Source organism: Pseudoalteromonas sp. PPB1, assembly GCF_015356275.1.
GTDB lineage: Bacteria > Pseudomonadota > Gammaproteobacteria > Enterobacterales > Alteromonadaceae > Pseudoalteromonas > Pseudoalteromonas rubra_D.
In genome coordinates this window covers 74,548-91,525 of sequence record NZ_JACEQV010000018.1, presented here as the reverse complement: position 1 = coordinate 91,525, position 16,978 = coordinate 74,548, and the positions used below count along the sequence as shown (strand labels likewise).

Annotated in this window: 17 protein-coding genes; 9 read left to right on the top strand and 8 right to left on the bottom strand. The window is 48.9% G+C overall.

Annotated elements, in window-relative coordinates:
• Positions 1–24: 24 nt before the first annotated feature.
• Complete coding sequence (locus IY568_RS17405; protein WP_194868246.1) at positions 25–894, bottom strand: LysR family transcriptional regulator; 870 nt, start codon at positions 892–894, stop codon at positions 25–27.
• A 93-nt stretch (positions 895–987) separates the two neighbouring features.
• Between IY568_RS17405 and IY568_RS17400 the strand changes: the two genes are divergently transcribed.
• Complete coding sequence (locus tag IY568_RS17400) at positions 988–1,494, top strand: lactoylglutathione lyase family protein (RefSeq protein WP_125561748.1); 507 nt, start codon at positions 988–990, stop codon at positions 1,492–1,494.
• 31 nt (positions 1,495–1,525) lie between these two features.
• Here the strand turns inward: IY568_RS17400 and IY568_RS17395 are convergent, their stop codons facing one another.
• Positions 1,526–1,720: a hypothetical protein gene (locus IY568_RS17395; RefSeq protein ID WP_194868245.1), complete on the bottom strand. Its 195-nt coding sequence runs from the start codon at positions 1,718–1,720 to the stop codon at positions 1,526–1,528.
• A gap of 136 nt (positions 1,721–1,856) precedes the next feature.
• On the opposite strand from IY568_RS17395, the gene IY568_RS17390 reads away from it, so the two are divergent.
• The 5 genes from IY568_RS17390 to IY568_RS17370 all read left to right on the top strand — a co-directional run bounded on the left by IY568_RS17390 (position 1,857) and on the right by IY568_RS17370 (position 8,204).
• Positions 1,857–2,540, top strand: coding sequence for a response regulator transcription factor (locus IY568_RS17390; protein ID WP_194868244.1), 684 nt, complete (start codon positions 1,857–1,859; stop codon positions 2,538–2,540).
• Complete coding sequence (locus IY568_RS17385; protein WP_194868243.1) at positions 2,533–3,915, top strand: sensor histidine kinase; 1,383 nt, start codon at positions 2,533–2,535, stop codon at positions 3,913–3,915. The genes IY568_RS17390 and IY568_RS17385 overlap by 8 nt, the downstream gene beginning before the upstream one ends.
• A gap of 168 nt (positions 3,916–4,083) precedes the next feature.
• Positions 4,084–5,949: a DUF1800 domain-containing protein gene (locus IY568_RS17380; RefSeq protein ID WP_194868242.1), complete on the top strand. Its 1,866-nt coding sequence runs from the start codon at positions 4,084–4,086 to the stop codon at positions 5,947–5,949.
• Positions 5,950–5,960: 11 nt separating this feature from the next.
• Entirely contained in the window at positions 5,961–7,313 is a 1,353-nt protein-coding gene (locus tag IY568_RS17375; RefSeq protein ID WP_125561761.1) for a DUF1501 domain-containing protein, read from the top strand.
• A gap of 120 nt (positions 7,314–7,433) precedes the next feature.
• Complete coding sequence (locus IY568_RS17370; protein ID WP_125561763.1) at positions 7,434–8,204, top strand: MipA/OmpV family protein; 771 nt, start codon at positions 7,434–7,436, stop codon at positions 8,202–8,204.
• Positions 8,205–8,253: 49 nt separating this feature from the next.
• Here the strand turns inward: IY568_RS17370 and IY568_RS17365 are convergent, their stop codons facing one another.
• The 5 genes from IY568_RS17365 to IY568_RS17345 all read right to left on the bottom strand — a co-directional run bounded on the left by IY568_RS17365 (position 8,254) and on the right by IY568_RS17345 (position 13,190).
• Positions 8,254–9,684 (bottom strand): glycerophosphodiester phosphodiesterase family protein, encoded by a 1,431-nt coding sequence (locus IY568_RS17365; protein ID WP_010381987.1) that lies wholly within the window; start codon positions 9,682–9,684, stop codon positions 8,254–8,256.
• 113 nt (positions 9,685–9,797) lie between these two features.
• Positions 9,798–10,271 (bottom strand): DM13 domain-containing protein, encoded by a 474-nt coding sequence (locus IY568_RS17360; RefSeq protein WP_194868241.1) that lies wholly within the window; start codon positions 10,269–10,271, stop codon positions 9,798–9,800.
• 160 nt (positions 10,272–10,431) lie between these two features.
• Positions 10,432–11,040, bottom strand: coding sequence for a TetR/AcrR family transcriptional regulator (locus IY568_RS17355; RefSeq protein ID WP_194868240.1), 609 nt, complete (start codon positions 11,038–11,040; stop codon positions 10,432–10,434).
• 114 nt (positions 11,041–11,154) lie between these two features.
• The gene (locus IY568_RS17350) at positions 11,155–12,195 is read right to left on the bottom strand and encodes an ankyrin repeat domain-containing protein (protein WP_194868239.1); all 1,041 of its coding nucleotides are present in this window, start codon (positions 12,193–12,195) and stop codon (positions 11,155–11,157) included.
• A 26-nt stretch (positions 12,196–12,221) separates the two neighbouring features.
• A complete protein-coding gene (locus IY568_RS17345; protein ID WP_194868238.1) occupies positions 12,222–13,190 on the bottom strand; it encodes an NAD(P)H-dependent oxidoreductase in 969 nt (322 codons plus the stop codon).
• A gap of 157 nt (positions 13,191–13,347) precedes the next feature.
• Between IY568_RS17345 and IY568_RS24850 the strand changes: the two genes are divergently transcribed.
• The 3 genes from IY568_RS24850 to IY568_RS17335 all read left to right on the top strand — a co-directional run bounded on the left by IY568_RS24850 (position 13,348) and on the right by IY568_RS17335 (position 15,327).
• Positions 13,348–13,635, top strand: a complete 288-nt coding sequence (locus IY568_RS24850) for a LysR family transcriptional regulator (RefSeq protein ID WP_228553419.1) — start codon at positions 13,348–13,350, stop codon at positions 13,633–13,635.
• The gene (locus tag IY568_RS17340; protein ID WP_323744757.1) at positions 13,632–14,255 is read left to right on the top strand and encodes a LysR substrate-binding domain-containing protein; all 624 of its coding nucleotides are present in this window, start codon (positions 13,632–13,634) and stop codon (positions 14,253–14,255) included. Before IY568_RS24850 ends, IY568_RS17340 begins: the two co-directional genes overlap by 4 nt.
• Positions 14,256–14,382: 127 nt before the next feature.
• Positions 14,383–15,327 carry an endonuclease/exonuclease/phosphatase family protein gene (locus IY568_RS17335; RefSeq protein ID WP_194868237.1) on the top strand — a complete coding sequence of 315 codons (945 nt, stop codon included), beginning with the start codon at positions 14,383–14,385 and terminating at the stop codon, positions 15,325–15,327.
• A 44-nt stretch (positions 15,328–15,371) separates the two neighbouring features.
• Here the strand turns inward: IY568_RS17335 and IY568_RS17330 are convergent, their stop codons facing one another.
• Entirely contained in the window at positions 15,372–16,799 is a 1,428-nt protein-coding gene (locus tag IY568_RS17330) for an MATE family efflux transporter (protein ID WP_194868236.1), read from the bottom strand.
• Between the last annotated feature and the right edge of the window lie 179 nt (positions 16,800–16,978).

The following is a 16,978-nucleotide window of genomic DNA, read 5'->3' as shown; positions in this document are numbered from 1 at the left end:
CAGACAAGAATAAACTGGTCGGTACTATAAACTGCTTTTTGCATGCTCAATCACAGTCCGTACTCTGGCAGGCAAGACGGCACGTCGCGCTGTGCACAGATAAATTGTCTCGCTCACGGGTTGGCTCAGTGAATGTACCCGTATTAGTTTTTGCCGGGCAAAGGCATCAACCGCAAAGGCAGGTAAAACACTAAACCCAATGCCCCGACTGACTGGTTCAAGGATCAGGCTTATCTGATTAGAAAACCCTCTGCGGGCAAACTGTGTGCAATGCCGAAACTGTGCAAAGTTCGCGCTGAGTAGCAATTCACTATGGTGTGCGCCATCGGGGTGGTCAATAAACCCCAGTGACTGCAAGTTCTCCCAGCTCGGTTCAGCCACCTCAGCCGGCGTAACCAGCAACAAGGGTTCCGTCGCTATCGCCTCGCTCATTACCTCCGCTGACCTGGCCGCTACAGTAGTGAAGCCTAGCTCAGCACTGCCATCGGCTACGGCCTTTTCAATGGCCTGATTTGGCGCAAACCTGTGATCAATGACAAGCCCGGGATGACGGCTTTGCAACGTCAACAACTGCGGATAGAGCCTGAGCCCGAGGCTCCCCGGCGACATCACCTTAACTTCTCCTTCAAAAGGCGGATCCTCCCCGATGCTAAATTCCAGTTCCGACAAATCTTGCAGTATCTTTAATGCCTGAATACGCAACCGTTTACCCGCTTCTGTCAGTACCACCTGTTTGCCATCACGCAGCAACAAGGCCACACCAAAGTGCAACTCTAGCTTTTGTACATGCTGGCTCACACCCGACTGAGTCATATGCAAGTGCTCAGCCGTGCGGGTAAAGTGCCCTATATCCGCCAGGGTACAAAATGTGCGGAGCCAGCTGTTATTAATCATTACAAAAAATACTTATTTTGATAATTTTTAATAATTTTACATTATGACCTGACGTTTGTAACCTGCTCACTATTCAAACACAGGAGCGTATTTATGAACCAGGTTTACCCACGTACCTTTTCACATATCGGTATCTCAGTGCCCGACCTTGAAAAAGCCGTTGAATTTTACACTCAGGTCATGGGGTGGTATGTGATCATGGCCCCCACCGAGATCGTTGAAGACGACAGCGCCATTGGTGAAATGTGCAGTGATGTATTTGGTCCTGGCTGGAAACGTTTCCGGATAGCACATCTATCCACTGGCGACCGCATTGGCGTAGAGCTGTTCCAGTTTGATAACCAAACCAGCCCGGAAAACAACTTTGAATACTGGAAAACTGGTATTTTCCATTTTTGTGTACAAGACCCAGATGTTGAAGGCCTGGCAGATAAAATAGTGGCCGCAGGGGGTAAACGACGTATGGCAGAACCTCGCTATTATTACCCTGGAGAAAAGCCCTATCGCATGATTTATATGGAAGATCCGTTCGGTAATATCGTGGAAATTTACAGCCACAGTTACGAACTGATATACAGTGCCGGTGCATATCAGGAGTAATATCTGGCAGGGCTGAACGTATCGGCCCTGCTCATTTACCAGCTTGCTTATTAGCCCCCCACAGGGCAACACCCAGCGCTATGCCGGCTCCGGCACATGGAGCAATAGAAAAAGCCAGAATATCAAATGCTACCCCAGCAGTTATGCCAACCGAGGTGCCAATACCTGCACCAATCCCAATATACAGGCCCGGGTTAGGCCCACCTTGTACTTGCTTATCTGTCATGGGGATTTCCTTATCTTCATACTAGATAGGCTTAAATTTATACACAGACGCAGACAAAGCACAATACAAAATTGTATGCCTATCTCTTGCAAAAATACGATATGCTTTAATTGAGTGACGACAACCTCAGGTTTGTATGCATATTTTATTAGTTGAAGACGACCCGGACACGGCTGAATTTATCTGCGCCGGGCTTGCCCAACACAATGCGCAAGTACAGCATTGTGACAACGCAGAGCGCGCCATGCTAAGCGCCTCTGCCCACGCATTTGATGTCATCATTTTCGACCGCCTGTTACCCAATATGGATGGCCTCGACGCGGTGCGAATTTTACGCGCCAGTAAAGTCACCACCCCAATTATTATGCTTACCGCACTGAGTGATACCGCCGATCGGGTAGCCGGACTTGAAGCTGGTGCCGACGACTACTTAGTTAAGCCCTTTGCTTTTGCCGAGCTGTATGCGCGTTTAAAAGCCCTGGCCAGACGTCAGCCCCTCAGAGCTGACACGCTGGAGCTGGTGATCGGCGAGCTGCGACTCAACCGCACATCCCGCCAGGTGCTAAGAGCAGGACAGGAAATTGAGCTGATGCCCAAGGAGTATCAGATCCTGGAATATATGATGCAAAACCCCGAGCAGTTAATCACCAAAACCATGTTACTGGAGCAGGTCTGGGGCTTTAGTTTCGATCCCAAAACCAGCTTAGTGCAAACCCATGTCAGCCGATTGCGCAATAAACTGGATAAGCCTTTTACGTTTGACATGATCAAAACCATTCGCGGCAGTGGCTACCTGCTAACAGGCTCCACTGATGGTTAGTCGTTATCATTTGAAGCGAGCTTTGCTTTCAAGCGGCGCGCTCTGGGCCGCTATGTTGTTGTTGCTATGGCTCTTAGGACAGCTACTGGTGTGGCAGGATAAACAAATACAGCAACACGAGTTTAGTGAGTTTGTTGGCGACATCGAAAGTATGCTTGAAGAGCATGGCTTTAAGCACGTGTTGCAGGAGTTCGAACTCGAAGACGAGGTTATCTGGCCAGAGCGTGAGGCACACGCACATCTGGCTGATGAAGGCTGGCTGATTGCCGTGTTTGAGCAAGATAAACTGCTTCTGGGCGCTGATACTCACCTGATGACGTCGCTCACTCCCCAGTGGCAAACCGTATCGCTTGGCGAGGAAGGCAATGCTGAACTTTTGACTGCGACAGTAAACTTACCCGATGGCCTGCGTATTCATTACTGGCAAAAACGGGACGAGCTGCACACCCATAAAAGCGAGTTCTATGCACAACTGGTGTACTGGTTTGCCCTGCTAAGCCTGCCCTTGATGGTGGCGGCAATCACCTGTTTTCAGGTTAAGCATAGCCGCACCCTGCAAGCATTATCAGAACAACTGGCCCAGGTTGCACACTCTCCGGATTCCAAGCGTACCGAAGTGACGACATCCAATTCAGACATTATTACCCTGAGCGTTGCAATTAACCGCATGCTTGATGAAATATCCCGCCTGCATGGCAATCTGAAAACCATGTCGGTGGGCATCGCCCATGATCTAAAAACCCCTTTATCCCGCATTTCTAACCGCTTGCAGAGTATGTATCAGGATCTCGATGACCCGGCAATACTGGAAGGGCACATAGACAAAGCAAGCAACGAACTGGCACAGGTTATCAACACCTTTAATAATCTGGTGCGGCTGAATGCCATTGAGTCAGGAAAACACATTCAGGGCTTTAAAACATTTGACTTGTCCGCACTCATTGATGAGCTGGCACAAAGTTACTTACCGGTCTTTGAAGACAGCGGCCGGCACTTTGAGGTGTCCATTGTGCCGGCTGTGCACTGTCACGGTGACAAGGACCTGCTCGGTCAGTTGATCTGTAACTTGCTGGAAAATGCACTGGAACATAGCCAGCCAAATGCGCACGTATGGCTCAGACTGCAAAGCCATACCCAGAGTGCCCTGCTGCAGATCGGGGACGATGGCCCTGGTATCCCGGTCAAAGATCAGGCCAAAGTATTTGATAAGTTCTATCGTGCCGACATCAGCCGTGGTCGCCCTGGCAATGGCCTCGGGCTGAGTATTGTGCGCGCTATTTGCGAGGTCCACCAGGCCCAGCTTTGTCTGCTCGAAAGCCAGCCCGGTGCGGTGTTTAATATTGAGATACCGACACGCTCAGTCCTGAGTAACTAAATTGCCAACATACCCAAATGTCACGCATCAGAGATAAGAACTCGGAGTAACAAAATGCGTAAAACCTAAAAGCATACAATTTTGTAAACAAGCCGTATGACAACTGTATGACCGTTTTCGCTCGTTTCACTCTAAACTTGAGGTATCTGCAAGTAAGAGAGTGAAACCATGTTCAGACTAACCCCGCTTAACATACTGCTGCTCAGCCTTTGCCTGAGCCTGACCGGGTGTGGCGGCAGTGATGCCAGCCCAAGCAACACAACCAACCCGACCACCCCACAGCCGGAGCCCGATAATTCAGATGGAGATACTAACAACAATTCTGGCGGCGATAATAGCGATGATGGTGCAGACGAATCCCCCGACGACAACACATCCGAAATCGATCCGGCCTTTGCCACTGCGCTCACTACATCACGATTTTTACAACAAGCGACCTTTGGAGCCCGGCCACAAGATTTGGATACCCTGACAGGAAAAAGCGCATCAAGCTGGTTTAAAGCACAGCTTAAGCTGCCACCCAGCCTGATCATGCCGGTGGTGAGCGAGTTTACCCCACCACCAACCGCAGAGGATGACTTTAATGCGCTGTATATCGAATCAACCAGTGTGGCATTCTGGCGCAACGCCATTGCTGGTGACGATCAGTTGCGTCAACGGATGGCATTTGCCCTGTCCGAACTGCTGGTGGTATCCAATGCCGGCGGAGAAGAACTGACCGATATCCCTGAAGCCGTTGCTTCTTATCAGGATATTTTGATCCAGCACGCCTTTGGCAACTATCGGGAGTTACTCGAAGCAGTCACATACTCTCCCGCCATGGGTTTTTATCTGACCTATATGGGTAACCTTAAAGGGGATGAAGCCACAGGCAGAATGCCAGATGAAAACTATGCACGTGAGTTACTGCAACTGTTTACAGTTGGGGTTGTTGCGCTGAATCCAGACGGCACCGAACAGCAAGATGAAAATGGTGCAACAAAAGAGCTGTATAATAATCAGGATATCACCGGCCTAGCACGGGTGTTTACGGGTCTGGATATGGACTATGACACGTCTGAAGAGCTGGAGATAAACGAGTTTGCCCTCCCCATGACTGTCTACCCGGAAAATCACTCAGAGAAGAGTAAAACCTTCCTGGGTACCACAATTGCCGCCGGGACAGGCCCCAAAACCTCAGTGACACAGGCGCTGGATCATATTTTTGCCCATCCAAATGTACCCCCTTTCGTTGCAAAGCAACTGATCCAGCGACTGGTCACGTCTAACCCCTCTCCCGGCTACGTAACACGTGTTGGTACAGCGTTTAGCACCGGCCGCACTACTTTGCCCGATGGCAGCTTAGTAGGAGATGGCCGTCGTGGCGATTTAACCGCAACACTGGCAGCAATTTTATTTGACCCGGATGCCAGAGCGAACGCCACAGAGCGTGGCGGTAAGATCCGTGAACCTATCTTACGCTTTACACAGTGGGCACGGGCGTTTGCAGTCAAAAACATCACCCCGGAATACCAGGAAATGCTGTGGGACACCCGAGATGCCAGTATGCTGGGCCAACACCCCTATCGCTCACCCAGTGTCTTTAACTTCTTCCGCCCCGGTTATACTGCACCGGGCAGCGTGAGCGCAGCCAATGGTATGGTGGCTCCTGAGCTGCAGATCACCAACGCCAGCACCATTACCGGCTACGCCAACTTCATGACTTACTACATTACCGGGTTACAACAAGAAGTAGATGTCGAGGAACTGCAAGTTATCTATGACGAAGAAAATATTCCGCTCAATGCTCAAAACGCGGCAGAGAGCTTCCTCGCAAGCTACGACGCAGAACTGGCGCTGGCAGGTGATCTCGGCGCGCTGATAGCTCGCCTGGACCTGTTGCTATGCGCCGGGCAACTCAGTGCCACCAGCAAGCAATCGATCCAGGACATAATACAAACGGTGGCACAAAACGACGACGCCGAGCCGCTGCGGCTCGTGCACCTGGCCATTTTACTGGTTATGACCTCACCTGATTACTTAGTTCAGAAATAGGATTAAAGCCCATGAACAGACGCGATTTTATCAAACTCAGCGGTGCCTCCGTAATGGCTTCTTCGATGTTTCAGTTAGGTCAGGCTCTGGCAAACAGTCCGTCGCAAGATAATGATTACAAAGCCCTGGTCTGCGTATTTTTATACGGTGGCATGGACAATCATGACACCATAATTCCTTATGACGAGGCCAGTTACACACAATGGGCTGGCCACCGACAAAGTTTGCTGGGTAAATACACGACCCCACGCACACTGGCCAACCTGTTACCGATTGCAACACCCGGGCGTTTTGGCACGCGCCGCTTCGCCCTGCCCGCGGAATTAGCCGGGCTGGCAAACTTATATCAGCAAAATAAGCTGGCCGTGGTTGGCAATGTAGGTCCGCTACTGAGTCCGGTTACCGCCGCTATGATTGCACAGGATACGGCACGTTTGCCATCCAGGTTGTTCTCTCACAACGACCAACAATCAACCTGGATGTCTGGCGCTGCCGAGGGCGCACAATTTGGTTGGGGAGGCTTGATCAATGATGCCCTGATGACACAAGGCCACACCGCCAATACGCCATTTAATGCCATTACGACGGCAGATGGCGCTTTATGGCTGACCGGTAAGCAAACCGCACCGTACCATGTCAGTGACGGACAGGCCGCCACCATTGAAGCTTTGGAAGAATTTGACGACCATCCAGAACTGGTCGCACATTTCAGCAACCAACCTCAGAATGCGCAACAGTTTTTGCAGCAGGACGTCACCAACGCCATTAACAGTGCCTATCAGGCCAACAGCCAGTTTAATGCAGCGCAAGCTAACACGACCGTCACACTGCCAGAGTTTCCGGCAACTTCGTTAGGCAAACAATTGCAAACCGTGGGTAACAGCATTGCTGCGCGCCAGCAACTGGGGGCCTCAAGACAAGTCTATGTAGTCGCGATGGGTGGATTTGACACCCACTCCGGGCAGGCACAAAACCTGCCCAAATTGCAGGCCACACTGGACAATGCGCTGGTGGCGTTTAACACTGCAATGGAAAGCCTCAACCTCAGTGAGCAGGTCACCGTATTTACAGCATCTGATTTTGGCAGAACACTGGCCATTAATGGTGATGGCACCGATCATGGCTGGGCAGGACACCACTTTGTGATGGGAGGCGCGGTCAATGGTGGTACCATTTTTGGCGATATTCCCAACGCAGAGCTCAACCATGAACTGGATGCTGGTGGTGGTCGTCTCATCCCGACCACCTCAGTTGATCAATACGCTGCCAGCCTGGGGCAATGGATGGGGTTGGATTTGGGCACGCTCAACGGCATCTTTCCCAATCTGAATAACTTTAACGGACCACTTTCTTTGTTTAAATGACATCAAGACTAAACGTTCCTTGTCTATAGTACGTAAAAGGAGAAGCCTGGCTCAGTGTTCAGGCTTCGGTTCATCATGCACACGTGATAGCAGAACAATAAACTCAGATAAGGACACACTATGTTTAAACACGCAATTTGTATTGGTTCCCTGCTGGCTGCCTCATTGCCTCTTCAGGCTCAAAATGATGAGCGGGGCGCGGCAAGAGCGCAACTTGAACCCAAAGGTTTCTTGTACGGCATTGGGCTTGGCGTCAGTGAAGAGATATACCAGGGCTACGACAGGCGTGTGATCCCCTTACCCATCTTGGGTTACCGGGGAGATAAACTCTCCGTGCTGGGACCGTTCATCAGCTATGAAGTGCTGGAAGTCAACGACATAGAGATCCTGCTTCAGGCGGCCCCGCGCTTTCAGGGCTTCGATGAATCGGACAGCTATGTGTTTAAAGGCATGGCTGAGCGTGACTTCTCGATGGATGCCGGTATTGGTATCAAATACGAGCGTAACAACTGGAAGTTCAACGTCTCTGCGGTACATGATGTGCTGGATAAATCGGATGGCTACGAGCTGTCAACCGGGCTTGGTAAGGTCTTTAAATCCGGTCCGTTTTTCTACGAACCCAGCCTCACCGTCAGCTATCTGGATAGCAATCATGTTGACTATTATTACGGAGTAAGACAGAGCGAAGCCACCAACGCAAGACCATACTACCAAGGCGACAATGCCACTAATGTCGCGCTGGGCTTCTCAGTGTCAACACCCATCTTTTTTGACGGTTTTACCCAACTTGCGTTTGACTACACCTGGTTTGATGACAGCATCACCGACAGCCCGCTGGTCGACAGTGACGGCAGTTTCTCAGTTCGCTTGCTGTTCAGCAAGTTCTTTTAAGCACAAAAAGGCCGCAGCTCATATAGAGACTGCGGCCTGTTATGTCGGATTAGATACTTGCTGGCATACCCATACAACTAGCATAGTAAGTCGTTGTAGCTGGCCAGTCAGAGAATACGCCCATTACGCCCACATCTTTCGCCAGTACATCAAGTAGTTTAAAGGTATCACCATCGTTATTAATCATACCTTCACCACGGTGTGCGCCGTTGACACTTTGATAGTACCAGCCGCCGCCAGCTGCCAGGTGGCCTGAACGCTCCAGTGTCCAGGTAATGATACCAAGGCCTGCATCACGCGCCGCTTTGGCATACGCAGATGGCACCATTTCGCCGTTTTCTTCGGTTACCAGCACCCACATAGGTGGTGCAATGATCTTCACGCCGTCTGCTGCCAGCTCAGCCATCGTTGGCACCAATAGTTCAGGGTTGTTGACCAGTTGCTGCGGCGTAACCCCCTTTTCATTCTCAGCCGTTTGCGCTTCATAACGGTCATCCAGATAAACTGCCTGTGCACCAAACTGCGGATTTTGCGCTATCCAATAGTTGATGTCATCTCGGTTAAATGACTGTGCCCAGACGTGTTTAGGATCAACACCCGCAGCCTTGTACTCATCAATCATTTTCTGAGCATAATCCTGCTGAGAAAACCCATCGAATGGCATAGTGACGGATGGAGACTTAAGCTCAGGCGTCATCTTAGTACCTAGCTCTTTGAACAGAGCAATACTTTCTGCGTGGGTCATTAGTGTACCCCGGCTGGCATACAAGTCAGTGCGCCAGTTCGACGTACCATTCATGTATTCTTCCACTGTGGTACCCATAGAGTTTGCAGCGTCCATTTTACCTTCAAGCGTCATAAACTCCGCCAGCGTAATGTCGCTGGTACAACACTTAGCCTGAGCCACAACGCCATTTTCAGGATCTGCCGGTACAAACGGCGTTGAACATTTCTGTGCCAGGTCAGTTTCCAGGATGTTAGTCGTGGTGTGCAGATCGCACTGAGAGTGGCGACATACCAGCTCTTTGTCTTTGGTGAAGGTTACATCACACTCCAAGATACCCGCGCCCATTTTGGCCGCTGCGAGATACGACTCTTTAGTGTGCTCAGGAAACTGCATTGGTGCACCACGGTGGCCAATTGAAAAGTCCGTTTTGTAGAAAGGACCATTTGAACATTGAGCCAGTTTGTCTTTTAACTCACCCTCATCCATGTCCTGCACCAAAAAATCCGGGCGCGTACCAACTTGCATATTGTTGGCACCACCAGCGGGTACTTCCACCACAACCGGTACTTCAATCGTTTTGATTTCTGTAATGGTATCGGTAACCACAATCGTCTTTTCAACTTCCACTACCTGAGTTTGCGTGTCTGTGGTGACAACCGCTTTTTCTACTTCAACCACTTCGGTTTTGTCGTCATCACAACCAGCAAGTAGCAAAGCTGCAATCACAGCAGAGAGAGATGTTACTTTTTTCATTGTTATTCCTAAGTTTACGTCCAAATAAAGCGTTTTTATTTTTCAAGGAAATAACAATAGAGGGACACTATTACCGAAGTAGGAACAGTCAGTGACCTTTTTGTGACTCGTCGCTACTGATATTGTGCAGCTGTAATAAACTCTCCAAATGCCTCGCACCAGACAATCACAGTATTGTAATCCGCCGGATTGACCTGCTGGGGTACATCCACCACAAAGTTGCTAAAGGTTTTAATGTCACCGACTTCAACCATGGTGCTTTTGAGGCGATTAAAATCGGCTTCTGTTTCCACAAACTGAGGTGACAAATACAAACGATAATCAGGCCCCGGGGCCAGCTCACCAAGCAAAGTAATGTGATCTTTGCTGATCGAAACCATGCCTTCACCCCAGTGCAATGCATCACTGTCTTGTAAAGATTTACGAAATTGTGCCGAATAATCTGCCCCTAAAGAGGCGGCTGTGACGGCTCCCTCGTTAGGGGCAGGTGGCGCAGTTAGAATGGGCAGCATATAAATGCCACCCGCGAAACCGGCGAATCCAACCAGGCCATGGGTAATGATGAGCGTAAGCGCACGTAATGTCATAGTCTCTTTTCCTTATAGCTGATGGGCTAAAGTGTAGTACAACTGAGCGCACACTCAGGTACTCATCACACAGTGTTTTTATGACTGTACCTTTTGAGGTTACATTGAATATTTGCCCGTAGTGCAATTACCTACACTGTACATCTTTGTGCTGCAAAAGTTAGACCCGATAATAGGCCAGAAAGAACGCCACGGTTTCCGCTGTGAGTACGTCAATTTGTTCTTGGGTCAGTGCGGGTTGTTGATGCAAAATCTGAGGCCAAAAGGCCTGCCCTTTTAACAGACTGATCAGCTGGGCATGTGCGCTTTGAGGATCTGCCTGCCGCAACTGTCCATGTAACATGGCTTGCTTAATCCAGCGGGTCAAGGCGGTTTCCTGCTCAAAAAACTCGCTCATTTCAGCAGTGAAAATATCCGGGTTAAACAGACAATACCCTATCGCGACTCGGATCAGTTCCTGCAAATTCTGATTGCTCAGAAAGTCCAGCTCATTCTTCAGTAACGCAGCCAGCTGTACATCCAGTTCTGTGTCATGCACATACTCTATGTCACACGTCAAAATGTTCTGACGCCAGATTTCTTTAATGATATGCGTCACTAACTGTTCTTTGCTTGCAAAGTGATTGTATACGGTGCGTTTTGAAACCTGAGCAGTTTCGGCAATCTTGTCCATGCTGGTGTCGCTGACACCATATTGCTGAAACGCGCTCAGGGCACCATCTATGATGGCCTGTCGCTTTAGCATACTGCGGGTAACTTTTACGGTCATTGTGGGTTCATTGTATGTAACTTTATTCTGACTATTTTTACACTTACCAGTTTACTTTTCAATTTATCCTTGTTGTTATAAAGCACGGCTTCCTTGCTGTCATTGCTTTGATACTCAATCGAATTGTGCAATCTGCTGCTGTTTCAGTATGGTCTCTATGATCGGCACGTAATGATAGCGTTCAGCCAGGTCCAGTGGCGTGTCATTTTCATAGGTTTTGAGCTGCAATTGTGCGCCACCTTGAATAAACACTTTAGCTGCTTCGGTGTGTCCATGCCAGATGGCATCATGAAGCGGCGTATAGCCATTGTTTGGGCCCTGTGCATTTAGAACCAAAGAGCCACGCTTATCATTAATCAGCAGTCTGACTATATCAGCATGCCCCATATAGCCCGCCTTATGCAGGGCAATGGCGTTCATAGGGTAGCCCGGTATTGTCTGGTCAGCATTATGCGCCAGTAGCAGTTCTACCACACTGCCATACCCTTCTCTTGCAGCAACCAGCAATGGGGTGTGCCAGTCATTGCGGTTAGAATAGACGGGCCGGCGCTGATTAACGTTCTGACCTGCTGCAAGTAACGCGGTGATCTGAGTAACTTTCTGCGCTTCACTCAACGCGCTACTTTCAACCACATTGAGGATCTTCTGTTGCGCTAACATGGCCTGTTGCTGAGCACGCTTGTGGGCAAAAAGCGCCGCCAGTTCGTCATAACGGCGTGCTTCACTGGCTGTAATTTGTTTGTCCCAGCCTCCAATTAACTGCTCAGCCTTGGCACCCGTTGGCGTTGTCAATTCGATATTCAGTTCGGGGGGTTTGAATAATTCAATAATGTTGTCTGGCTTTGAATACCAGGTTGCTATCATTAACGGCGTAAAACCGGAGCGCGGAGCCTGTAAATTGATAAATGCGCCTTCTCTGATCAGCAGTGCCAATATCTGAGTATGATCGGTCTGCGCAGCGATATGTAACGGACTGTTTCCCATTCTGGAATCCAATTGATTGACATCTGCCCCGGCACTCAGCAAACGCTTTACCAGTGATATATCGCCACTGATCACAGCCTGATGCAGCCTAGGTAACTCAGGCTTTGGAGTGGCATGTACAAAAGAAGAAAAAAGCACGAATACAACCGTGATGAATAAAGATACTTTCATGAGAATTAACCTTGTCATAATATGCACTACTTTGCCTGCTCGGTTGCCATAACCTGATAGTCTGTAATCTGAACAAGGTTGCCGACCAGATTAACCTGCCAGACTTCGTTAACCAGTAAATTTACTGCCTGCCCGCCTAAAGGTGAGTCTTTATACGTCTCGGCTATCAGCCGAACACGTAATTCAATCCGATATGACTCCTTACCCTTCTCTCTCACCTCAATTTGTTCAACTAAATGCTCGCAGCCGGGCTTAAAGGTGCGCCTCGCTGCTGTGTACCAATCTCTGAATCCCTCATGGCCCTGATAGTGATCCCCCATCATGTTGAGTGTAATGTCTTCAGATAAGGCGCGGATGAACTCCGCACTGTCAGCAGGCAATACGTCAAATCGGGCAAACCACTCCCTCACAAACCGCTCAATCTGTATGACCGGATCATGTATCACATTTTGAATACGTTCGCACAAACGCGATGCATGTGCTTTGGCTTTGCTCTGTACGTCCAATAACTTGTTGTAAACGCCAGGTATATACACCATGCCATGGGTATAAACGGGTTCAATAAATTGCATACCGGTTAAAAACACTGTTTGCTGTAAAGGTCGGATCATTTGTTCAATTTCAAAGTGGTTATAGCCAAGTGGATCGTAAGATGACTCAGGCCCACCCACTGTGAACGATAAAATGCATGCCTTCCCTTTGAGTTTGTCGCCACTCGCACCATATGCAAAGTTATAACTCAGCACATCATCCAGCCATTTTTTGAGTAATGCCGGCACTGAATACCAGTAAAAGGGAAATTGCAGCACAATGACATCTGCCGACAACAACGCTTGCTGTTCGGCTTCAACATCAATATTGAAATCTGGATAGCGTTCATCTAAACGCCGAATTTCCACCGCGGAGACAGCCTGAGAAATTTCATCCAGGATCACACGATTGGTGTTTGAAGCCGCCAGGTTTGGATGCCCGGAAATCACGACCACTTTGCTCATAGTTACCTCTTTGCAAAAACTTAATCAACACCGGCCTAAGCACGGCTTTGTCATAATCTGGCAAACAGTATATTGCGCCCCATTACTAAAAATTAGATGCCAATTAACTAATAAATTGATAGCTTATAGCTAATAATAAAATGATGAGTTACCGCATATGAATGGCGCAGCTTTTAACCAGTTGATTATGTTTCACACCATTGTGCTTGAAGGAAGTATCACCAAGGCAGCCAAGAAGCTGGAACTGGCTCCCCCTGCTGTCAGCAATGCACTCAAAGCACTGGAAGCGGAACTCGGCCTGCCCTTGTTTACCCGAACGACTCGTCGCATTGAATTAACCGAAGCAGGCCGATTGCTGTTCGAACGTACCTATGACTCAGTGAATGATCTCAGCTCTGCGCTGGAAGAAGTCAGTGATCTGGGCCAGATCCGTCTGGCAAAGTGAGACTGACTACACCACGATTTGTTTACCAGTACTTACTCAAACCGATATATGCCAAATTTTGCCTGCTATACCCAGAGATCGATCTGGAAATATCGGTCTCCGATGCGGCCATTGATATTCTCAAAGAGGGATTCGATCTGGGCATTCGCTTTGGTGATCGGGTTGAAGAAGGCCTGGTAGCGAGAGCACTTACGCCCGCCATGAAAGAAGCCTTATTCGCTTCTCATGATTATGTTGCACGTCATGGGCAGCCCGAAAGTCCTGACGCGCTGAGGCATCACAAGCTAATCAACTATCGGTTTATCGCATCAAACCAGATAGCGCCTTTATACCTAGATCGCAATGGGGAAAGGCTCAGTGTAGACATGCCAAGTGCTCTGACTGTCAACGACACCGATCTAATGCTGGATGCAGCCCATAAAGGGATAGGCATTGGCCGCATTGTTGAGCCTATGGTGGCCAGCCAGTTCGCAACAAACACCTTGGTACCGATATTGCCAGACTACTGGTGTCCGTATGCACCGCTCTATGTATACTTTCACCGCAACAGCCAAAAAGCCAGGCGCGTACGGGTGCTGATCGACTTTTTACTGGCACATTGTGGTAATAATAGGGCATAAGACACAACGCCCCTGGCATGTCTGACTTTTTAGTGAATTTAACGCAAATATTCTAACTTCTATCATCAAATGGCAATAATCTTGATACACTATAACACTATTGCAATTTTATGAATTTAATCACTTCATGACTCTTTCACATATAAAGCCTGTTGCAGCCTTATTCACACTACTGTGTGCCGCACCCGCGCTATCGCATGGTCATCAGAAACATGCCACATCGAAGCAGCCATTGCGTGTTGCAACCTGGAACATTGAACACCTTTCTGCATCTGATAACACGGGCTGTAAGCCAAGAACCGCAAAAGACATTCAAGCCCTGAAACAGTACGCGCAGTCACTTAATGCCGATATTATTGCACTGCAAGAAGTCGCGTCAGCGTCAGCCGTGCGCCAGGTATTCAGTGAAAAAGACTGGCACGTAGTGATGTCAGACAGGGCCGACAGTAAGACATACACCTGTCGTAAAAGTGGCAATAACTCGACCCAGCAAAAAATCGCCTTTGTGGTAAAAAAACCACTGACCGTTGATAAGGTTGTGCAGCACAGTGCTTTCTCAAAAGTGAAACCAGGTCTCAGAAATGGGCTGGAGATCCAACTGACCTATCAAGGTGAAGCGCTGCATCTTTTGAATGTACACCTGAAAAGCGGCTGTTTTGTTGATGACTACCAGCGTTCAGATAAAGAGGCTTGTAAGCTGCTGTCAAAACAAGCCCCGATACTGGACGGCTGGGTTGAACAAAAAACCAAGGTAAAAACAGACTTTATCGTGCTCGGAGACTTTAATCACCGCCTTACGGCACCATACAACCGCCTCAGCCGAGATTTATATTTTCCACAAGGTGCCGCAAATACCCAGCCCAACAACATAGACAACGCGCCTTTGTTCAACGCAAATCAGATGCTGACTGGCTGCCACCCCTACTATCCAGCGCCCATCGACCATATTCTTGTGGCTAAAACACTCAAAGACCAGTTTCAGTCAGGCAGTGCGCAGTTTCACTATTTCGCAGACATGACCCCACAAAACATGCTTGCGGATCACTGTGCGCTGAGTATCGACCTTAAATAGTCATGTATAGGTGGGCCGGCTTGTGCGGGCCCACACCTATGACACTAGCCAAGCGCAAGCGTACTCTGGGTCCTACGCGTGTGTACAGCGCCGTAAATAAGCCAGGCACCAACCATAAAATTGGCCAACGCCAGCGCCCAGATGATGCCCTGAAAACCATTAAGCTGAGCCCCGATATATGCACCAGGTAAGGACAAGGCAAACAATCGAACCAAAGTCACATTCAGTGCCAGGCCGGTGCGGCCAATGGCATTACAACAACTCACATACAACATCACCCCTGCCAGCGCGGCATAAGATATTGGTAAAATACACATAGCCAGTTCAATAGAGTGGCTCACAAAAGACTGTTTACAGAAACCAACTCCCAACATGTCGGCGCCCCAAAAAAGCACCAACGCAATGAGACTCTGCCAGACCAAACAGGCTGCCAGTGCCTGCTTAATACCTCTGCGTACCCGTAGAGATTTATTCGCTGCCCAATTTTGACCAACAAAAATGGGGAGTGACGTTGTCAGTACCATAGGCAGCAATAATGCAAGCGGCTCTATACGCATGACGACGCCAAATGCGGCCACGGCATCACTCCCCTGCGAAGCAACGATCATCATTAATAACGACTGAGCCAGCGGCGTAAGCAACTGCATAGCCACGACGGGCACAAACAGCCGGAATAAACGGCGAAACGCTTGTCGGCTACGCTGTGATAAAAGGTGTACTTTGAGCCTGATATTTTCTTTAATACGCAATAAATACAGCGCATAAAAACTGGCACTCGTTGCAGCTGCAAAATGGGCAACCCCCAGTCGTTCCAGGCCACTCAGCGATAACGCAAATTGCGCCCAGGGCATAAACAGTGCAGCGCTAATAAGGATTTGTAAACCTGCAAACATCACCAATAACTGTGCAGCGCCGCGCATATTGCCAAATGCCCTAAGTACGCCAAACACTACCATTACAACAAAAAAGAAAACGACTGCGCCCAGTCGATATTGCATATAACGTTCGAGTGTCGGCCAGACTTGCTCACGAGCAGAAAACTCAGCAAACCCCAGCATGGTCAATATCGGTTTTAAACCAAGCCATATAGCAATCGCCAAACTTGCACCAGTCAATACAGTGAATATCAGACTTACCGCAGCCAGCTGCTCAACCTCTTTTGCTTGCGTTAACCGGGTCGCCACAACAATCCCCAGACCAATTGCAAAAGCAAACAAAGTGGCCTGAACAGGTAAGGTATAACTCATCGCTGTGAGTTCTTCTACACCCAAACGAGAAGCAAAATAGAGCTCCATTAAGTCGGCGCTAAACAATGCCAGAATTGCCCACAGCATAGGCAGAGTCAATTGCTTTAGTACTGCGCTGGTAGAGCCTGTTAATATCCAGCGCTTGCGCACAGCTCGTTTTCTTTGCTTATCACACACCTGAAGCGGCTCGCCCAGGCTCAATGCCGGTGACTTATCTGATCCCATAATGTAGTAACTTGCTCCCTGAATAACACGGTGTTTTATATATGATTTAATTCGTCGCCAGCATTTAACCTGACCGTAACTGGCCACCAATAAACCTGACCCGAATCTGGCGAGAGAGTTCACAAAAAGTAAGGGCGAATTCGATTAATGGACAAGATTGGGGGGTGAATAACTTTTAA